The 18,240-nt window shown below is 71.8% G+C and carries 10 protein-coding genes and 1 pseudogene; 5 read left to right on the top strand and 6 right to left on the bottom strand.

What is annotated here, in order from left to right; translation table 11 throughout:
* Positions 1 to 48: 48 nt before the first annotated feature.
* On the bottom strand, positions 49 to 3,957 hold the full coding sequence (locus tag ABD353_RS25700) for a LamG-like jellyroll fold domain-containing protein (RefSeq protein WP_344626040.1): 3,909 nt from the start codon (positions 3,955 to 3,957) through the stop codon (positions 49 to 51).
* A 376-nt stretch (positions 3,958 to 4,333) separates the two neighbouring features.
* On the opposite strand from ABD353_RS25700, the gene ABD353_RS25695 reads away from it, so the two are divergent.
* The 4 genes from ABD353_RS25695 to ABD353_RS25680 all read left to right on the top strand — a co-directional run bounded on the left by ABD353_RS25695 (position 4,334) and on the right by ABD353_RS25680 (position 13,806).
* Complete coding sequence (locus tag ABD353_RS25695) at positions 4,334 to 11,443, top strand: RHS repeat-associated core domain-containing protein (RefSeq protein ID WP_344626039.1); 7,110 nt, start codon at positions 4,334 to 4,336, stop codon at positions 11,441 to 11,443.
* Complete coding sequence (locus ABD353_RS25690; RefSeq protein ID WP_344626038.1) at positions 11,433 to 11,846, top strand: hypothetical protein; 414 nt, start codon at positions 11,433 to 11,435, stop codon at positions 11,844 to 11,846. The genes ABD353_RS25695 and ABD353_RS25690 overlap by 11 nt, the downstream gene beginning before the upstream one ends.
* Before the next feature lie 261 nt (positions 11,847 to 12,107).
* A complete protein-coding gene (locus ABD353_RS25685) occupies positions 12,108 to 12,641 on the top strand; it encodes a GNAT family N-acetyltransferase (protein WP_344626068.1) in 534 nt (177 codons plus the stop codon).
* 25 nt (positions 12,642 to 12,666) lie between these two features.
* Positions 12,667 to 13,806: an ADP-ribosylglycohydrolase family protein gene (locus ABD353_RS25680; RefSeq protein ID WP_344626037.1), complete on the top strand. Its 1,140-nt coding sequence runs from the start codon at positions 12,667 to 12,669 to the stop codon at positions 13,804 to 13,806.
* Between the two features lie 86 nt (positions 13,807 to 13,892).
* Here ABD353_RS25680 and ABD353_RS25675 read toward each other — a convergent pair whose 3' ends face one another.
* Together ABD353_RS25675 and ABD353_RS25670 are read right to left on the bottom strand one after the other, a co-directional pair.
* Positions 13,893 to 14,441: a GNAT family N-acetyltransferase gene (locus ABD353_RS25675; protein WP_344626036.1), complete on the bottom strand. Its 549-nt coding sequence runs from the start codon at positions 14,439 to 14,441 to the stop codon at positions 13,893 to 13,895.
* 57 nt (positions 14,442 to 14,498) lie between these two features.
* Positions 14,499 to 15,215 carry a MerR family transcriptional regulator gene (locus ABD353_RS25670; protein ID WP_344626035.1) on the bottom strand — a complete coding sequence of 239 codons (717 nt, stop codon included), beginning with the start codon at positions 15,213 to 15,215 and terminating at the stop codon, positions 14,499 to 14,501.
* Between the two features lie 181 nt (positions 15,216 to 15,396).
* Between ABD353_RS25670 and ABD353_RS25665 the strand changes: the two genes are divergently transcribed.
* Entirely contained in the window at positions 15,397 to 15,867 is a 471-nt protein-coding gene (locus tag ABD353_RS25665; protein ID WP_344626034.1) for a PPOX class F420-dependent oxidoreductase, read from the top strand.
* Between the two features lie 131 nt (positions 15,868 to 15,998).
* On the opposite strand, the gene ABD353_RS25660 is transcribed toward ABD353_RS25665, so the two are convergent.
* From ABD353_RS25660 to ABD353_RS25650, 3 genes and pseudogenes are all read right to left on the bottom strand, one after another.
* Complete coding sequence (locus ABD353_RS25660; RefSeq protein WP_344626033.1) at positions 15,999 to 17,207, bottom strand: ALF repeat-containing protein; 1,209 nt, start codon at positions 17,205 to 17,207, stop codon at positions 15,999 to 16,001.
* Between the two features lie 102 nt (positions 17,208 to 17,309).
* Positions 17,310 to 17,699, bottom strand: a complete 390-nt coding sequence (locus ABD353_RS25655; RefSeq protein WP_344626032.1) for a GntR family transcriptional regulator — start codon at positions 17,697 to 17,699, stop codon at positions 17,310 to 17,312.
* Positions 17,684 to 18,240 (bottom strand): annotated as a pseudogene (locus tag ABD353_RS25650) (DUF1648 domain-containing protein); the annotation flags it as partial. The gene ABD353_RS25655 and the pseudogene ABD353_RS25650, both read right to left, overlap by 16 nt.

Raw genomic sequence — 18,240 nt, 5'->3', positions numbered from 1 at the left:
CGGAGGGCCTGCGGACCGCTCCGCAGGCCCTCCGGTGACGAGGTCGGATCAGCCGGTGTAGAGGGTGTTCACCTGCTCTGCGGTCAGGGCGTACGGGTAGACGCGGACGTCACTGACCGCACCGCGGACCGGGCAGTCGATCGGGTACTTCGACGTGCCGGTCGCGCCGACGGTCAGCGAGTTGGCGGCGTTCCACGGAGTCGGGTTCGTGCCGGAGCCGGCGTACTTGCCGTCCACGTAGAGCGTCATGGCGTGGGTCGACACGTCGAAGGTGCCGACGAGGTGGGTCCACCTGCCGACCACCGGAGCGGCCGACGCGCTCGCCGCGTAGTACGTGCCCGTCCAGTAGTAGTCCGTCGCCGGGGCGACGAAGGCCCAGCTGTGGAAGGCCGGGGAGTACTGGAGGTAGTACGCGCCGCGCTCGCTGCCGTTCTGGGTCACGACGGTCTCGTAGTCGTTGACGTCGTTGACCTTCACCCAGGCGGACACCGAGTAGCTCTGGCTGGTGTCGACGGCCGGCTGCGCCTTGAGGTAGCTGGCGCCGGTGAGGACGGTGGCGCCGTTGGCGGTGCCGTTGTGGTCGCCCGTGAAGGTGGCCGTGGCCGGGCAGGTGGTGGCGCTGCCGCTGAAGGTGCAGATGGTGGCCGGGTTGAGACCGGTGCTGTCGGTGGCGGTGCCGTTGTTGGTGCTCGCCCCGTTCAGCTTCCACTGCACCGGGCCGACGGACGTGCTCAGCACGGCCTCGGGGCCGGTCTTCCACGTGTACCCGGGGGCGGCGGCGGTACCGGTCGGATTGCCGGTCCAGATCTGGATGCTCCCGGCGGGGGTGATGCCCCACAGGGTGGAATGGCCGTTACCGGTGAGGTCGCCGTCGGAGCCGACGAGCGGCCAGCTGGTGGACGTGACCCCGCCGCCGATCAGGTTGTTGGTGGCCAGAGCCTTGACGGTGGGGTAGTCGACGGTGCCGAGCCCCAGAGGGTCGCTGACCGAGATGGTGCCCGTGGTGAAGGTGTAGGCGCGCAGGTCGCCGTTTCCGTGGTTGCGAGCCCACAGCCCGGGGCGGCCCTGTCCGAACCAGTCGCCAGGGCTGATCAGCTCCCAGCCCTTCCAGCCGGTGGCGGTGATCTTGGTGGGGGAACCGAAGGTGGAGTCGCCGACGGTCGGGTAGAACCAGAGGGCGCCGTCGCCGTCGGGGCTGTTCTCGATGGTGAACAGACCCGTGCGGTTGAGGAACTTCTTCCCGGCGTCGAGGTCGGTGGTGCTGGGGTCGCCGCTGGCGGCGATCTGCAGGACGGTTGACCAGTCGGTGGCGTTGTAGCCGTCGCAGTCGGTCAGCGCCGGGTCGCAGGCCGGCTTGCCGAGCGGGTCGGCGGAGTCGAACACCCCGGGGACCCCGGTGTTGCCGGGATTCTTGTAGAGGTAGAGGTTCGGGCTGCCGTCCTTGTGGACGATCAGGTCGTCGACGTTCATGCCGCCGCGCAGGCTGCCGCGGTGGGTGATGCGGTAGTTCGCCCAGGAGTCCTTGTCCGGGGAGTTCGCCTTCCTGGCCGCGATGACGGTCGACGGCGCCTTCGCCAGCGGGTTGCCGGGGACTGTGTGGGCGCGGAGGTTGCCCGAGGCGTCGGCGGTCAGGATGTCCGGGGCGCTGTCACCGGTGACGTCGCCGAAGACCGGAGCCGGACCGTTGGGGTTCCAGGGCGCGTAGAACGCGTACTGCGCGATCGGCGAGGCGTTGCCCGCGTTGTCCTCGGCCTGCACGTACAGGATGTTGGTGCCCCAGTGCGGGGCGACGATGCCGGGGATCTGGCCGCCGGTCGGCATGGCGCCGCCGCACTGCCAGGCGGCGCCGGACAGCTGCGGGTCCCAGCCCCAGCGCAGGCAGACCGCACCGGCGGTGTAGCCGCCGCTCGGGTTCGGGTCGGTGACGGTCAGCGGGACGGCGCCGCTCTGGCCGGCGTAGATCTGCGGGGCCTGGCCGTTGCCGGAGGGCGGGAACTGCTTGGTGGTGTCGCCGACGGTCGCCGGGAAGCTGACGGTCGGCGGGGTCAGGTCGACCTTGAAGTAGCAGGTCGGGGTCGCCCCGGACCACGGCACGCCGGGCAGCTGGTCACTGGCCATGATGCTGTAGCCGTACGCGTGGCCGTCCTTGATCACGCTGCCGGGCACGCCGAACGACGTGGTGCCGCCGTTGTTGACGGACGGCGAGTAGCCGGAAGCGACGTCGGGCACGCCCGGGAGGTTGTAGTCCCAGATGTGGTCCCAGGAGTAGAGCTGGCCCTGGGTCGGGCTGGAGACGGTGGCGTTGAGCCAGACCGCGCCGTCCTGGTTGCTGCCCGCGCCGAGCCAGCCCCAGTTGTTGCCGTTGCCGTCACCGCAGGACTGCGTGGTCGCGGACGGGCTGACCGTTTTGGGGGCGGGCCACACGGCGGGGTTCGTCGGGGTGTTCGGCGCGCGGTCGTACTCGATGTACAGCGAAGGCTGGTACGTGAAGCGCTTGAAGGCGTACTGGTTGCTCTCGTCGCCGTAGAGGCCGAACGTCAGCTGGCCGTTGTTGGTGTACTGCTGCAGCGTGCCGGTGATGTTGTAGCTGAACGGCACGTTGCCGTAGCAGCTGCCGTGGCCCGAGCCGCCGGGGGACTGGCGGCCGAGTGAGCCGCCGACCTGCCGGGGCTGCTCGTTCCAGGTGGTGCCGCTGCTGATGGCACTGGTGAGGTAGAGGTCCAGCGGATAGGTGTTGGTGCACGACCAGTCCGCCGAGACGTACTCCTCGAGGTTCATGGTCGCGTAGTGGACGACCGCGCCCGAGAGCGGATTGATGTCGAACTGGTAGAAGGACCGGTACTTGTCGGCCGGGCTGCAACTACCGCCGTTGGGATAGTACGCGCAGACGCCTGCGCCGGGGTGGTCGGCGTCGTTGCTGCCCGTGCGCTTCCAGTTGGACGTGCCGGGATGCGCCGACTGGACCCAGGTCCAGGCGTTGGCGGACGGAGACCACGGCACCCACGCGGGGTCGATGTAATAGGGCGCGGTGCCGTGCGCGAGGAGGTCCTGGTCCGGCGTCAGGTCGATGCCCTTGTCGTTCGCCTTCACCGGCATCGCCGCGACCTTGGCGGAACGGCCGGGGCCGGCCGCGTCGCTGTGCTCGCGCATCCGGTCCGGGTCCGTTCCGCCTTCCTTGGCCGCCGCCGCGCGCGGCTGGGCCGCCTTGGGGGCGGGAGCGGTGCTGCTGTCCCACATGTGCGGGGTGGCGGCGGTCCAGCGCGCCTTGCCGTCGGTGGCCTTGGCGGTGAGGTTGCCGCCCTGGTCCCCCTCGACGGTCACGCCGTCGACGACCGTGTCGAAGTGCAGGATCTTCAGGGCCGGAGCGGCCGCCGCCGCCTGGGTCCTGAGGACGAGCACGGTGGTCACGCCACCGTCCTTGGTCGCGGTGACCTTCAGGTCCGTGTCGGGAGCCACCGAGGCGTACAGCAGGCTGTCTGCGCTGACCGTGGGGGCAGGCAGCGCGAACGGGGCCTTCAGTGCCAGCTTCTTGCCGTCCGAGCTGGTCATCGTCGCCAGCGGCCCGTTGCCGCCCTTGGACAGGACGAGGCGGCTCGCCGAGGTCCTCGGAGAGAAGGTGCCGTCCGTGTTCGCGGCCAGGCTGGCGTCCAGCACCGCCCAGGAGCCGTTCTTCCTGATCCGCTGCTGCTCGGTGTGGCCGGTGAGGGCCAGGTGGCCCTCGGGCGTGGCGGCGGTCTCGCTGAACTCGGTGGTCAGTGAGTCGATCGGGACCGCCCGGTGGGTGGCCTTCGCCTGCGCGATCGCCCGGTCGACGTCGTCGTTCGGCGGCCGCTCCGCGGCACGTTCCGCAGTGGCTGCGGCGATCGCGTCGGGCGACGGGAGCGTGGCTGCGGAGGCTGCGAACGCGGTCGGGGTGGTCAGGCTCGCCGCGAGGGCGATGGCCGCGGCTGCGGTCACGGTTCTGGGTGAAGAGCCGTCACGCCGGCGTCTGTGCACGTGGATTCCCTAGGAGCTGTGAAGGAGCCTCGACGCTCCGGGCGCAGAGGTCGACGACACGCTGACGGATCCCGGTCAGGCAGGCAAACGGTCGGCCCCGCCCCGCGTCCGAATTGGGACGAGGGGATCCGATATGCGAACACCGTGAGATGTGTCACGCAGTCAAGTTCTCTTAAAGGCCATTGACCTGCAGTTCTAACGGTCCGTTAAGATCCGCCGGTTTCATGTCAAGATCACAAATCGGATGCGTGCGTCCGATTCGGGAGGGGATCTTTCCGTGTCCTTCAAGGGCAGAGCGGGCGCTCCAAGAGGCGCTTTGCGGTTGGTGAGGCGAAGGTTGGCGACGGTCACCGTCGCGGCCGTGCTCGGTTCGCTGCTGGCGCCGGTGTCGGTCGCCGCGGCGGCCGGGCCGGACTATTCGCGGAAGTGGTCGCCGGCCAACACGGCGTTGCCGAAGACCGCCTCGGTGAAGGGCGCCCGGGTCGCCCCGGCGCGCGCGGTGATGCCGGCGCACCCGGTGCCGTCGGTGTGGGAGCCGCCGGTCATGCGCCGGATGAAGCCGCACGGCCGGGCGAGTGTCAAGCTGGGGGCCGCGCCCGGGGGGACGGCGAAGGCCGCGGGCCGGGCGTCGGGCGAGGAGCGCCCTGCGACAGGTCTGCCGCTGACGCTGGCACCGCTGGCGGGTTCGTCGGCGGCCGGCCAGACCGTCCAGGTCGACGTGGCGGACGCCAGGTCGACGGAGGCGGCGGGTGTTCCCGGCCTGGCGGTGACGCTGTCCCGGGACGGCAAGGGCGCGGCCGCGCCCGTCCGCCTAGGCGTCGACATGTCCGCCGTCCAGGCGTCGTTCGGTGCCGACTGGGCCTCGCGAGCCCGCCTCGTGCTGCTGCCGGACTGTTCGCTGACGGCACCTCAGGTGTCAGGGTGTCTGAAGCAGACTCCCCTGGAGTCGCACTACGACGCGGCCGCCGGGAAGTTGGTCGCGGACGTCACGCTGCCGGCCAAGAACGGTTCGGCCGGCACCGACATCCAGGCACTCGGTGCGGCCGGTGCCTCGGGGTCCGCGACGGTCGCCGTGGTGTCGGGATCGTCCAGTGGTGCCGGAACGTACTCGGCGACCTCGCTGAACCCGTCGCAGGCATGGGCTGCGGGTGGAGCCTCGGGCGCCTTCTCGTACTCGTACCCGTTCCAGGCGCCGCCGGCACTGGGCGGGTCCGCTCCCTCGGTGGCGCTGGCGTACGACTCCTCCTCGGTGGACGGCAGGACGTCCTCCACGAACGCCCAGGCGTCGTGGATCGGTGACGGCTGGGACTACAACCCGGGGTTCGTCGAGCGGTCGTTCAAGCCGTGCTCGAAGGCCGGAATCACCAACTCCGGTGACCAGTGCTGGGCGGGCGCGAACATGAGCCTGTCCCTGGCGGGCCACTCCGGCGAACTGGTGCCGGACGACGCCTCCTGCCAGTCGGGTGCCCCGGCAGCCATGGAGCAGTCGAGCTGCACCTGGCGGCTGAAGGATGACGACGCGACCAAGGTCCAGTTCCTCACCGGCGCGACCAACGGGACGTGGAACGGCTCCTACATCAAGGTCACCGACACCGGCGGCACGGTGTACTGGTTCGGCCTGAACCACCTGCCCGACGCCAACGGGAACCCCACCACGAAGGGTGCCGACTCGGGCTCGGCGTGGACGGTCCCGGTGTACTCGCCCAACAGCGGCGACCCGTGCTACGACCCCGCCAAGGGGAAGGCGTCGTGGTGCCAGACTGGCTGGCGGTGGAACCTCGACTACGTCGTCGACCCGCACGGCAACCTCACCACCTACACCTACGCGCCCGAGGCCAACTACTACGCCCGCGGCGGCGGCCAGAACAACGGCACCGGCACCAACAGCGTCTACACCCGAGCGGGCGTGCTCACCTCGATCGGCTACGGGCAGTTGCTGAGCGACCAGCTCAACGCGAACGGCGCGTACAACCCGGCGGCGAAGGTCGTCTTCACCACCGGTGAGCGGTGCGTGACCTCCGCCGGCGCCTGCGACCCGGCCAACCGGACCGCCGCGCACGCCGCCGACTGGCCGGACGTGCCGATGGACCAGCAGTGCGCCTCCACGGGCACCTGCACCAACTACGGCCCGACGTTCTGGACCACCAAGTGGCTGACCGGAGTGACCACCCAGGTCCGCGTCAACGGCAGCTACCAGAACGTGGATTCGTACGCACTGAACCACGTGTTCGTCAACGTGCAGAACTCCAGTGAGAACACCCAGGTGCCCTGGCTCGCCTCGGTCCAGCGCACCGGACAGGACACCCAGGCGTCCGCGACCGCGATCACGCTGCCCCCGGTGACGTTCACCGCGATGCTGCTGCCCAACCGGGTCGACGGCACGAACCTCGTCCCGTCCCGCCCCGCGTTCAACCGGCCGCGGATCCAGCTGATCACCACCGAGACCGGCAGCACCATCGGCATCGACTACAGGCCCGCCGACTGCTCTCGCGTCGAGAACCGGATGCCGGGTTCGGCCGACAGCGACACCCGCTCGTGCTTCAACGTCAAGTGGCACCCGCCGACCGAGCAGCCGAATGCCCAGCCGATCGACGACTGGTTCCTGCGCTACCCCGTCAACACCGTCACCGCCAACCCGAACACCCCGGGTGCCGTGCCGGTCGTCACCCAGTACTCCTACGGGAACGCGGCCTGGCACCGCAACGACTCGCCGCTGACCCAGGACATGGACCGCACCTGGGACCAGTTCCGCGGATACGCGAGCGTCACCGCGGTGACCGGCAGCGGCAACGACGGCGCCAAGTCGCAGAAGTCCACCACCTACTACCAGGGCATGGACGGCGACAGACTGAGCAGCGGCGCGACCCGCAGCTCCGTCGTGGCCGGTCCGATGAGCGGACAGGTCACCGACTCCGACTGGCTGTCCGGCCAGGCCCTGGAGGCGGACACCTACACCCAGGCCGGCGGTTCCGTCGTCGCCTACACGCTGAACACCGCGAGCGGGCCGGTCACCACCGCGACCCACGACCGCGGCAGCATGCCCGCCCTGACCGCCCGCTACACGGCGACGACTTCGACCACCACGTCGAAGTCGATGAAGGCGGACGGCGGCTGGCGTTCCTCCAGCAGGACCTCGACCACCGACCCGGCGCACGGCAACCGGATCGCCACCTCGCTGGACAGCGCGGACGGGCTGCCGGACATCTGCACCCGTACCGGCTACGCGGCCGGCGGCGACCCGCAGGTCCTCGGCCTGCCGTCCGAGGTCATCACGGTCAGCGGGTCGGACGCCTGCACCGCGACCCCGGACGTGACCAACACCGTGTCCTGGGGCCGCACGTCCTACGACGGCCTGCCCTTCGGCCAGCTCGGCGTCAAGCACGACGCCACTGCCACACTGACCGTCGACCATTTCGACGGTACGACACCGCAGTTCAGCACCACCACCGCGGCCTTCGACGCCTACGGCCGGCCGACCGGTGCGACCGACCCCAACGTCACCGACAGCGCCCACACGGGCGGCGCCACCGTGACGACGTCGTACACGGCGGCGCAGACCGGCGAACTGCCCAGCAGCACCACCGTCACGACCCCGGCCCCGGCCGGGGCGGCGGACCTCGCCACCGGCCGGACGACGACCACGGTGCTGAACACCGCACGCGGTCTGGCCAAGTCGGCGACCGACCAGAACGGTCGCACCACCAGCTCCGCCTACGACGCGCTCGGCCGCCTCACCGCGGTGTGGCTGCCCGGACGGGCCACCACGGCGAGCGCCAGCCAGACGTTCGCCTACACCGTCCCCGGCATCGTCGACGGCAACGCGGTGCCCGCCACGGTCACCACCTCCAACCTGCGGGCCAACGGCTCGTACGGTGTCACGATCCAGATCATGGACGGCATGGGCCGGGCGATCCAGACCCAGACGTCCCCGGCGCTCTCGGCGTACACCGGCCGCCTGATCTCGGACGTGGTCTACGACTCGCACGGCCGGGTGATCCGGTCCAACGCGAGCTGGTACAACAACGACTCCGCGCCGAGCACGACCCTCTACCGGACCACGAACCAGCAGGTCCCCGCGCAGTCCCACACCGTCTACGACGGCCTCGGGCGCCCGGTGACCACCGAGTTCGTCGCCTACGGTGTGGTGCAGACCGGCACCACCACCTCCTACCCGGGGGCGGACCGCACGGACGTGACCCCGCCCACCGGGGGCACGCCGTCGTCCACGGTGGTGGACGCGCGCGGCCGCACCGCCGAGCTGTGGCAGTACAGGACGCCCACCGCGACCGGGAACCCGGCTGACGCGGACGTCACGCACTACACCTACACGGCCGACGGCAAGCCGGCTTCGCACCGGGACGCCGCCGGCAACACCTGGACGATCGGCTACGACGTCCGGGGCCGGGAGACCACGTCCAGCGACCCGGACACGGGAACCGCCTCCAAGGCGTACGACGCCGCCGGACGCCTGGCCTCCACCACCGACGGGCGCGGGCAGACCATCGCCCACACCTACGACCTGCTAGGCCGTCCGACCGGCTCGTACGCGGGTTCGGTGAGCCCGGCCAACCAGCTGACCGGATTCACCTACGACACCGTCCTCAAGGGGCAGCCCAGCACCTCCACCCGCTACGTCGGCGGCGCCACCGGCTCCGCGTACACCAGCGCCGTCCTCGCCTACGACACCGCATACCACCCCACCAAGACCACCCTGACCCTCCCGGGCAGCGAGGTGGGCCAGAGCTCCGCGTTCACCTACACGTACCAGGCGTCCTACGACGCGATCACCGGTGCGCTGAAGGCCGACAACCGCTCCGCGGTCGGCGACGTCGCGGGCGAGACCGTTACCTACACGTACGACGTCAACGGCCCGCTCAGCACCTTCGGCGCGTTCGGCGGCTCCACGTACGACCTGTCCTCGGACTACGACGCGTACGGGCGCAACATCCGCTCCACCATGAACCCGTGGGGCACCCAGATCGTCGTCACCAACACCTACGACGAGTCCACCGGACGCCCGCTGCAGCAGTTCGTCGACAAGCAGACCGCCGCCACCGGAGCCGTCCAGCAGACCACCTACGCCTACAACCCGGCCGGGCAGCTCACCGCGGTCCGCGGCATCCCCGACAACAATCCGTCGGCGGCCGACCTGCAGTGCTTCACGTACGACCACCTCGGCCGGCTCACCACCGCGTGGACCGACACCGGCGCGCTCGCCCAGAGCGCCCAGCCCACCGTCGGCGGTCAGGGCAGGTGCACCAACACCACCCCGACCGGCGGTGCCGTGGCACCGCAGCGCACCACGGTCGGCGGCCCCGCCGCGTACTGGCAGAGCTACGCCTACGACCTGACCGGCAACCGCACCCAACTCGTCCAGCACGACCCGTCCGGTGACCCCGCCAAGGACACGACGGTCACCCAGACCTTCCCGGCCGCGGGCACCGTCAACACCAGGACCGGCGACCCCAGGACAGGCGGCGGCACGGGAGGCCCGCACGCCCTGCTCGGCTCCACCACCACCGCGCCCTCGGGCACGCTGGGCTCCACCGCCCAGTACGACGCCATGGGCAACACCACCTCGGTCACCGACACCTCCGGAACGGCGACCCTGACCTGGGACGGCGAGGACAAGCTCACCTCCTACAACAAGACCGGCAGTGCCGGACCGACCACGTACCTGTACGACGCGGCCGGCAACCAGCTCGTCCGCCGGGACCCGGGCCGGACCACCATCACGCTCGGTGGCGACGAACTGGTCTACGACACCGGGGCCAAGACCCTGACCGGTGTCCGCTACTACCCGATCCCCGGCGGTACGACCCTGGTTCGCCAGGGCGGCAAGTCCACGTACCAGATCAGCGATCCCCACGGCACGGGCTCGCTCGCCCTGGACGGCACCACGCTCGCCGAGACCCGCCGCCTCACCGATCCGTTCGGCAACCCGCGCGGCACCCAGCCCACCGGCTGGGCCGGTGACCGCGGTTTCGTCGGCGGCACCAAGGACGACGCCACGGGCCTCACCAACCTCGGCGCCCGCGAGTACCAGCCGACCACCGGCCGGTTCCTCAACCCCGACCCGATCATCGGCCTCAGCAATCCGCAGCAGTGGAACGCCTACGCCTACAGCAACAACGACCCCGTCAACTCCAGCGACCCGAGCGGCCTCTACACCTGCCGCAACGGCCACGAGGGCTGCGACGTCCACGGCAACGCCTGCGGCTCCGACTGCAGCGCCGACGCCACCATGTCCGGCGACTGCGTCGAGTCCGAGTGCGGCCACAGCCAGATCAACCAGAACCCCGAGCACACCATCGCGGAGCAGAAGCAGGCCCGCGTCAAGAAGATCCTCAAGGAGCTCGACGACTACCAGCACGTCAAGAAGTGCAACTACAACACCAAGGAACGCCAGTGCTGGACCCAACAGCAGTGGGACGAAGGCGACGCGGCGTTCAAGAAGTTCATGAGCGGCGTGGGCGACATGACCTTCATCGTCCCGTGGGCGCGCTGCACCTTCACACATGACCAGCACGAGTGCGACGTCGCCGGCGCAGCAGCGTCGAGCATGGACGTCGGCGGCATCGTCATCGGCGCGGAGGAGGCCGGCGCGGCGTACTTCAGCACGCTGCTGGGCCGGGCGATGTCGGCCGATCTTCCACCTGCGCTCCGCAGGATCTTCCAGAAGCTGGCGGCGCTCTGCGAGCGGAACAGCTTCCCGGGGGAGACCGAGGTCCAGCTCGCAGACGGGCGGGCCAAGCGGATCGAGGACGTCCAGGTGGGCGACACCGTCCGCGCCACCGACCCGGCCACCGGCCGGACCAGTGACGAGAAGGTCACCGGAGTCATCAGGACGCCGAGCGACCTCGATTTCACCGACCTGACCGTTCACACGGCCGACGGGGACCGGACGATCACCTCGACCCAGCACCACCCGTACTGGGACGCCAGCACTCAGCGCTGGACGAACGCCTCCGACCTCCATGCCGGTGACAGCCTGCGCCAGGAGGACGGCACCCTCGTGCGGATCGCCGAGGTCCGCGACTACACGCAGTCCGTCGTCACCTACAACCTCACCGTCGGCCGAGTCCACACGTACTACGTGCTGGCCGGGACCACGCCGCTGCTGGTCCACAACGCCGGCTGGTGCGGGCCCGAGCTCTCCATCGACTCGGGGCAGTTCGGCAAGAAGTCCGGCTACCACATGAAGGACTACGGTCTCGACGTCGGAAAGGCCGAGGACCGTGCTCAATACCGGAAGATGCTCGAGGACACCTGGGCGAACCCCGACGAGGTGCGCCAGGGGAAGTACAGCAAGTGGCCCGACTACCTCTACGTCCGCAAGGGTGACATGATCGTCCTGACGAAGGCGGACGGGACCTGGGTCTCGACCTTGAGCCAGAAGATCGGCAACGATCAGTGGAACGAAGCTTCGGTGATCTATGTTCGATGAAATCCCCGTGAACGTCGGGTTGTCCCGGATGAGGAGAATCTTCTTCGTCCGCGGCGCCCGGATCGATGCGACAGAGGGGCCTCTCGAGCTGACTTTCGAGAACGGGGAGGTGCGGCTCTTCGGGGTCGGATCCAACGGTGAAACGTTGGTGATCGATCGCGAGCCCTGGGCCGACCCGTTCTCCGGCCGGGTCTCGGCGGAGAACGAGGAGTTCATCGTCGAGTCCGGCAAGTGGGAGGCGTTCGACCTGGGCGGGCTCTGGAGCTACGGGAGGTTCATCGGGAGGTGCCTGACATCGGTCGAGCGAACCGGTGACAATTCCCTCCGGCTGGCCTTCGGTGAGCTCCTCCTGGATGTCGAGTCGGCCTACGACGAGCTCAAGGTGGAATTTCCGCCGGTCTAGCCGAACGCCTCGACCCGTACGACAGACATGCGAAGGGCCGTGCACCGACCTCGGTCGGTGCACGCCCCGCGGCGTTCCGGCCGGCCGTCCCCCGCAACTCCGGGAGCTGTGGCTCGTCGTGCGGCGGGCGGGCGGGTGCGGTCGGTGCCGTGCAGGCATGGTGCGTAGGCTTCCTCCGTGAACGACTTCGTACCCGGCCTGTGGACACCCGGCCTGCGGATCAGGCCCGGCGGGCCGGGCGACGCGCCGGCCGTCCTCGGGATGCTGGACTCGGCCGTGCGCTGGATGAACGAACGCGGCAACACCGGGCAGTGGGGCACCGTCCCGTACTCGCAGCGGCCCGGCGGGCCGGACCGCGTCGAGCGGTACACCACCGAGAACGAGCCCTACATCGCCGAGTACGACGGCACGCCCGTCGGCGCCCTCGTCCTGGACTCCGGCCCCAGCCCGCAGCTGCCGATCGCCCCGGCCGGCGAACCCGAGCGCTACGTCCGGCTGTTGGTCTCCGACCGCCGGCACGCCGGTCTCGGCATCGGCGCGGCGCTGCTGGCCCACGCCGCCGAGGAGACCCGGCGGGCCGGCGCCGCGCTGCTGCGGGTCGACTGCTGGGCGGGCGGCGGCGGTGCACTGGTCGCCTTCTACGAGCGCAACGGATTCACCCCCACCGATCGCTTCCTGGACGGGACCTGGCCCGGACAGGTGCTCGCCCGCCGGCTCGGCCGGGCGGCCCCGACCGGCGCCTCGGAGGACCCGTTGCCCCCGGCGTCGGTGGGCACGGCTAGCCTGGACCGGTAGTGATCATCCGGACGAGGGGGACGGAATGGGTCGGCTGACCTGGCAGGAAACGGCGGCGTACCGGGCGAGGCTCCGTGGCTGCCTGCTCGGCGGCGCGATCGGCGACGCCCTCGGCAACCCGATCGAGATGAAGTCCATGGTCACCGTCGAGGCGGAGCACGGACCGACCGGCATCACCGGACTCGTCCCGGACCGCGAGGGCGTGATCGGCCGGATCACCGACGACACCCAGATGACCCTCTTCTCCGCCGAGGGCTGGATGCAGGGCTACCGCCGCATCCAGACCAAGGGCCTCGGCGGCGCCGAGACCGCCATGGTCAAGGACGCCTACCTGCGCTGGCAGGAGACCCAGCGGCACCCCGGCCCGCTGCCCCACGAGGGACTCCGGCACCGCTGGGGCAACCTGCGCGAGCAGCAGTGGCTGTACGCCCGCCGCGCCCCCGGCCGCGCCTGCGAGTTCGGCCTCCAGGAGGACCACACCCCCGACGCGCACGCCCCGGTCGACGGCAGCCCGGGCCCGGTGAACCCGGACTCCAAGGGCTGCGGCTCCGTCATGCGCTCCGCCCCCTTCGGCTTCACCGGCGCGGGCATCGGCGGCGACGGCGACCGGTGGGCCTTCGAACTCGCCGCCCGCTGCTCCCGGATCACCCACGGCCACCCGACCGCCCAGCTCGCCTCCGGCGCCTTCGCCGCCATGATCAGCCGCCTGGTCGACGGGGTGTCACTGCCGGACGCCGTCCAGAACGCCATGGAGCTGCTCACCCGCTACCCCAACCACGAGGAGACGCACGCCGCACTGCAGCGGGCCGTCGCCCTCGCCGAGGCCGGCCCGGCCACCCCGCGCGCGGTGGAGAGCCTCGGCGGCGGCTGGACGGCCGAGGAGGCGCTCGCCATCGGCGTGTACGCCGCCCTCGCCCGCACCGAGTTCTGGAAGGACCGCACCCCGATCGAGTCGGCCCTGCTGCTGGCGGTCAACCACTCCGGCGACAGCGACTCCACCGGCTCGATCTGCGGCAACCTGCTCGGCGCCCACCACGGCGACGCCATGCTGCCGCCGGACTGGCTCGCCCGGATCGAGGGCCGCGCGGCGATCGCCGTCGTCGCCGACGACTTCGCCGCGGTCGTCCACCCGGGCGAGAAGCGCCCCTGGGTCTACTCGGCCTGAAGGGCGGCGTTTCCGCGGCACGAGGGCATCCACAAGGTGCCCCCGTGCCCCCATGGGCTGCCCGTACGCCTGTTAGAAGACCCGCGCTAGCGCGGGCCTTCGGCGGGCCGGGAGAGGCGGTAGACGACGCTCGGGCGGAGCGGGCTGCCTTCGGGGGCGTACGGGTCGTCGAAGTCCTCGGAGGGGTCACGGACCATGCCGAGGCGCTGCATCACCGCCTGCGAGCGGTGGTTGGCGGCGGTGGTGACGGCGAGGACCTCGGGCAGGCCGAGGGTGTCGAAGGCGAAGTCGAGGCAGGCCCGGCCGGCCTCGGTGGCGTAGCCGTGGCCCCAGGCGCCGCGGGCGAGCCGCCAGCCGACCTCGACCCCGGTGAAGGGCATGTCCTCGTCCACGTCGTCGAGCCCGGCGAAGCCGAGGAACTCGCCGGTGGCGGTCGACTCCACCGCCCACCAGCCGTAGCCGCGCCGCGCCAGGTCGGCGCGGAAGGCGGCCACTCCGGCGTCGCACTGCTCGCGGGTGAGCAGCTCCCCGAGGTGTTCGCGCACCGCGGGGTCGGCGTTCATCGCCGCCCAGGGGGCGAGGTCGGACTCCCGCCAGGGGCGCAGGGTCAGGCGTGCGGTGTGCAGTTCGGTCATGGCCCGAGCCAACCCCGGGCGGCCCGCCGTGTCGACCGGGTTTCCCGGGGCCGGACGCTAGTCGGGGCTGCCGGTCAGCTCCTCGGCGAGCGAGCGCTGGAAGGCGGTGACGATCGCCTGCACCACCAGGGGCTGGATGCGGTCGGTGAGGCTCTTCATCCGGTCCAGGTCGGCCGGGGCGGGGGCGCTCTCCCGGTAGGGCTTCCACACGGTGTCGCGGAAGAGCCGGTGCAGGTCGTGTGCGGTGGCCTGGCTGTGCAGCCGGACGACGGCGCGGGCCGCCAGCAGGGTCTCCAGCGGGATCGGCACGTCCAGGATCCGCACGCCGAGCGGCAGCAGCCCGGGGTCGGTCTTGAAGACGTCGGGGTCCTCGGTGCGGTGCAGGGCGCCCATGGCGGCGAGCCGGTCCAGGTCGGCGTCGGAGGGGTCGCGGCCGATCCGCCGGGCGAGGTGCTCGCGGTCGGTCTCCTCGGCGGCCTCGGGCGTCCAGGAGGCGACCAGGGCGCGGTGGATGGCGAGGTCCAGCGAGCCGATGTCCTCGGGGAGTTGGGCGAGGTAGCGTTCGATCGCGGCCAGTGTGAGGCCCTGCCGCTGGAGTTCCTCGATGAGTTCCAGCCGGCCGAGGTGCTCCGGCCCGTACAGGCCGACCCGGCGCGGGCCGAGCTCGGGCGGCGGGAGCAGGCCCTTGGCGGCGTAGAAGCGCAGCGTGCGGACGGTCACCCCGGCCCGGGCCGCCAGTTCGTCGACGGTGAGCTGCGGTGTGCCTGCTGTCATCCGGTGCAACCTCTTCCGCCCGTTCGCCCCGCCGGGTGCGGCAGTCCTGCTGTGACAGCACCAGTGTGACAGTGCCGCGACCTGCCGGTCCACCGCGTCCGCCCGGCCGGGGGCCGTCCCGTTCCGCGCGCTTCGATGCGGCACCCGCACGCATCGGCCGGCACGGCCTAGGCTGGCGGTCATGAGCCCTTCGATCGCCACCAACACCCGGGTGGAGCTGGCCGAGTTGCTGGACTTCGTCCGTCCGCGCCACCGGGCGCTGCTGCTCACCCGCCGTGCCGACGGCACCCCGCAGGCCTCCCCGCTGACCTGCGGGGTGGACGACTCCGGCCGGATCGTGATCTCCACGTACCCCGAGCGGGCGAAGACCCGCAACGCCCGGCGGGACTCCGCGGTCAGCGTGGTGGTGCTCTCCGACGAGTGGGACGGCCCCTGGGTGCAGGTGGACGGCGAGGCCGAGGTGCTGGACGGTCCGGAGGCCGTGGAGCCGCTGGTGGAGTACTACCGGAACATCGCCGGTGAGCACCCGGACTGGGACGAGTACCGGGAGGCGATGCGCCGGCAGGGCAAGTCGCTGATCCGGATCACCCCGCGGCGCTGGGGCCCGGTCGCCACCGGCGGCTTCCCGGCCCGCCTGGTGCAGGACCGGTAGGAGACCGTCCGGACTGCCGGAGAGCCGGAGAGCCGGAGAGCCGGAGAGCCGGAGAGCCGGAGAGCCCGAGGGGTCGGTGCCGGGACGTTCCTCGGCACCGGCCCCTCGGGCCGACGGGTGTACCCCTGCGGTCAGGCCTGCGAGCGGCGGCGGGCCGCGACCAGGGCGGCGGCACCGAGCGCGACGGCCGTGCCACCGGCCGCGGCGATGCCGGCGAGCGGCGCGTCGGTGCCGGTGGAGGCCAGCCGGTCGGCGCCGGTGGTCGCCCCGGTGGTGGTCGTCCAGGCGGCGGTCGTGCCGGTGGTGGCCGTGGTGGTCCCGGTGGTGGCGGAGGCCGGGGTGACGGTGCTGCCGCCCTTGCCCTGCGTGCCGGTGCCGCCCTGGCCCGTGGTGCCCTGACCGGTGGTGGTCCGGCCGGCCGCGGCCTTGTCCTTGGCCTCCGCCTCGGGCAGACCGGTGGTCAGGAAGGCCCTGAGGGCCTCCGGGGTGTTGGCGGCCAGCGCGGCGAGGGCGGCCTTCCGCACCTCGGGGCCGCCGGTCTCGGCGAGCTGGGAGACCCTGAGCCGGTCGTCGGCGGCCCGGATCGAGGGCAGGTCGGCGAGGAACTTCAGCACGTCCGCGTCGGTGCCGTGCATCGCCTTCTCGGCGGCCTCGCGGAGGATCCGGCCGATGCCCTTCTCGCCGAGGATCCGGGCCACCTTGATCCGGTTGTCGTCGGCGATGATCTTCTTCAGCTCGACGGTGAGGAAGTGCTCGATCTCGGCGTCGGTGCCGCTCATCGCCTTCTGGGCGGCCTCGCGCAGGTACTGGCTGTTGTTCTGGTCGGCGATCAGCTGGACCAGCCGGACCCGGTTGTCCTGCGCCCGCAGCCGCGGGTAGTCGACGGTGAGGAAGTGCTCGACGTCGGCGTCGGTGCCGCTCATCGCCTTCTGGGCGGCCTCGCGCACGCCGCGTCCGGTGGTCGGGTCGGCGATCAGCTGCATCACCCGGACCCGGTTGTCCTGCGCCCGCAGCCGCGGGTAGTCGACGGTGAGGAAGTGCCGGCGGTCCTGCGGCGTTCCGGCGAGCGCCTTGGTGGCGGCCTCGCGGACGCCGCGGCCGGTCCGCGGGTCGGCCACGATGCGCTCGATCTCGGCGCGGTCGGCCGCGTCCTGCTTGGCCGCGTCGTCGGAGGCGGGGTCGCCGGCCGGTGCGGGAGCCTGGTCCGAGGCCGGCGGCGCGTCCGACTGGGACCGGCCGGCCGGCAGTTCCTCGGCCGACGCGGGTGCGGCGGCGAGGGCGACAGGTGCGGAGACCGCTGCCACGAGCGCGGCAGCGGCCAGCGAACGACGGATGTTCACGAATTCCCCCGGAATGATGATCAGACGTCACACCGTCTTCGCGGATCTTCACGCGCGACAGCGGATGTGATCGTACATCAATCATCTTGTATGTCGGCGAACTTACCCGTCCGGAGCCCCTCGGACGGGCCGCGGAGGCGGACCGAGGGCGGCCCGCACGAGGTCCAGCACCTCCTGGTCGGTCAGGCCCGACGCCCGCGCCTCGGCGACCAGGGCGCCGGCGGCCGCGCCGAGACGGGCCCGGCCCGGTGACGCGGCGTCGGTGATCTGCGCCCCGCGGCCGCGGCGCAGGTCGACCAGCCCCTCCTCGCGGAGGATCTGGTAACCGCGCAGCACGGTGTGCATGTTGACGTCGAGCGAGCCGGCGAGGGTGCGTGCGGGCGGCAGCCGGGCGCCGGGCCCCGCGGAGCCCTCGGCGACGGCGCGGCGGACGCAGGCGGCGATCTGCTCGGCCAGCGGCTGCGGGGAGGCCGGATTCACGCGGAAGAGCACGGGCGGTCCTCCCGGGAGCGCCGGACGAGGGCGTCGAGCAGCCCGGCGGCCGTGCCGGCGTCGGGGACGGAGACGGTGAACTCCCGTCCGTCGGTGAGCCGTACGGCGACGGCCTCGCCGGGTCGCAGCACCAGGCCGCTGCGCCCGGGCCCGGAGCGGTACCCCTCGTCGCCGAAGACCCCCGACCACCGGACCTCGCGGCGGTCGGCGGCGGCGATCCGCTCCAGCGGCAGCTGCACCCAGGGCCGGCGGACCAGCGGCAGCCGGACGGTCAGGCCGTTCCGGTCGACGGTGACCCGGACCCGGCCGGCGGCCGTGGTGAGCGCGCCGATCAGGGCGGTGGGCAGGGCCCCGGCGCCGGCCCCGGCGAGCAGCAGGACGGCGGCGAGCCCCAGCAGGGCGGGGCCGAGGGTGCCCAGCAGCGGCGAGCCGACCGTACGGGACCAGGAGGCGGACTCCCCGGCGGCGAGCTCGATCGGGGCGGGCGGCGGGGGACCGGCCGCGCCGGCCGGTGCCGAGGGGGCGACCGCGCCGCTCAGCA

It is taken from the genome of Kitasatospora arboriphila (genome assembly GCF_039528095.1).
Classification (GTDB): domain Bacteria; phylum Actinomycetota; class Actinomycetes; order Streptomycetales; family Streptomycetaceae; genus Kitasatospora; species Kitasatospora arboriphila.
The sequence above is the reverse complement of the archived record's forward strand: the minus strand, read 5'-3'. Positions and strand labels throughout refer to the sequence as shown.